This is a genomic window from Halomonas sp. 3F2F (assembly GCF_014897805.1).
Lineage (GTDB): Bacteria > Pseudomonadota > Gammaproteobacteria > Pseudomonadales > Halomonadaceae > Vreelandella.
In genome coordinates this window covers 1-1,824 of the sequence record NZ_JABUZE010000036.1, presented here as the reverse complement: position 1 = coordinate 1,824, position 1,824 = coordinate 1, and the positions used below count along the sequence as shown (strand labels likewise).

Sequence of the window (1,824 nt, the reverse complement as noted above, 5' to 3'; positions counted from 1 at the left end):
GAATGATCGCTTAAACGAGTGTCCACTGTTGCTGGGTAAGATCACTTTGCCACTACCGGTACCAACGTCTCCATCTTGTTTATAGATGATAGCAACAAAGAAAAGGTAGTACTGATTGACGCCTCCAACTTGGGCGAGAAAATCAAGGATGGCAAAAACCAAAAAACCGTGCTTAGCGCGGACGAAGAACAGCTCATTATCGACACTTTTAATACTAAAAAGGCGCTGAAAGACTTTTCCGTTGCTATCAGCTATGGGGAAATTGAGACCAAAAACTACTCATTAAGCGCTGGACAGTACTTCGATGTCGAAATCGAGTATGTAGATATTACTCCAGAGCAGTTTGCTGAAAAAATGCAAGGCTTTACCAACAACTTAGATAGCCTATTTAGTCAATCTCACGAAATGGAAGCTGAGATTAAAAAACAGTTGACAGGATTGAAATATGAGTAACCTGAAGAAGTATCGATTTTGTGAACTATACACGATGTCTTCCGGAATCTCTTCTGCAAAAGATCAGGCTGGGCATGGTAGTCCATTCTTATCATTCTCTGTGGTATTCAATAACTATTTCGTACCAGATGAATTGACCGATTTGATGGCCACATCTGATAAAGAAAAAGATACCTACTCCGTCAAGAGTGGTGATATTTTCCTTACTCGAACGAGCGAAGTAGTTGACGAGCTCGCCATGAGCTGTGTAGCAGTCAAAGATTACCCAAGTGCATCATATAGTGGTTTTTTGAAGCGGCTTCGCCCAAAGCAAACAGACATCACGTACTCAAAGTTTATGGCTTTTTATCTAAGAAGCCCAATGTTCAGAAAGACCATGACAAACAATGCTGTCATGACCCTTCGGGCGAGTTTGAATGAGGCGATTTTTTCGTATCTTGATCTTTTATTGCCCGACTATGATGACCAAGTTAAAGCTGGTGATCTTCTTTATCTTCTAAATGAAAAAATTGAGCTCAACAAACGGATCAATGCCGAGCTAGAAGCTATGGCAAAAACCCTGTACGACTACTGGTTTTTACAGTTCAACTTCCCCGATGCCAACGGCAAACCCTACAAAGCCTCCGGTGGGAAAATGGTCTACAACCCAACTCTAAAACGGGAAATACCGGATGAGTGGGAAGCTGTATCTGTAGAAAACATAGTTAATATAAAAACAGGAAAAGAAGATGCAAACTATGCATCTGAAAATGGAAAATATCACTTCTTTACTTGTGGTGAGTCTTTACTACGGTGCGACCACTATGTTTTTGATGGCAAAGCCGTATTACTTGCTGGCAATGGCTCCTTTTCAGTTAAGCGATATGACGGCAAGTTTAATGCCTATCAACGAACTTATGTCTTAATCCCAGCAGAAGAAGAACTCTTCGCACCTTTATATTTTGCTGTTAAAGATAAAATTAAAACACTTACATCTGGATCAAGAGGTTCGATTGTAAAATTTATTACCAAAGGTGATATTAAAGATATTTACCTCCCACTTCCTAAGGATCGAAATTTTAATTTTCTATCGTTTTTAACCTTATGCTTTAGCAAATCTTCACGTTTGTCTGAACAAGATTTAGAAATAGCATCACTTCGTGACTGGCTCCTACCCATGCTAATGAACGGACAGGTAACGATAGAATGATTTTCAATACTGCATTTCGAGTATTGTTGACTTTTAATGCCACATCGCTGCTAGTGATTATCTTTCTTGTACAGAAAGGTTACACATTAGGCTACTTTTTTAAAGATGTTTCCTGGCTAAACTGGTCTACGACGCTTCCCGGTGATTTTCAACCCAGTTGTCCAAATGGCTGCGCTTAAGCA

At 39.9% G+C, this 1,824-nt stretch carries 1 protein-coding gene and 1 pseudogene; both read left to right on the top strand.

Annotated elements, in window-relative coordinates; genetic code table 11:
• Nucleotides 1-57: 57 nt before the first annotated feature.
• Nucleotides 58-453: pseudogene (locus INT21_RS04680) on the top strand (N-6 DNA methylase); the annotation flags it as partial.
• Nucleotides 446-1,642, top strand: coding sequence for a restriction endonuclease subunit S (locus tag INT21_RS04675; RefSeq protein ID WP_193084885.1), 1,197 nt, complete (start codon nucleotides 446-448; stop codon nucleotides 1,640-1,642). The pseudogene INT21_RS04680 and the gene INT21_RS04675, both read left to right, overlap by 8 nt.
• Nucleotides 1,643-1,824: the final 182 nt, after the last annotated feature.

Coding starts and splice junctions, on each gene's coding strand:
- INT21_RS04675 (WP_193084885.1), top strand. CDS start 446: ATGAGTAACCTGAAGAAGTATCGATTTTGTGAACTATACACGATGTCT.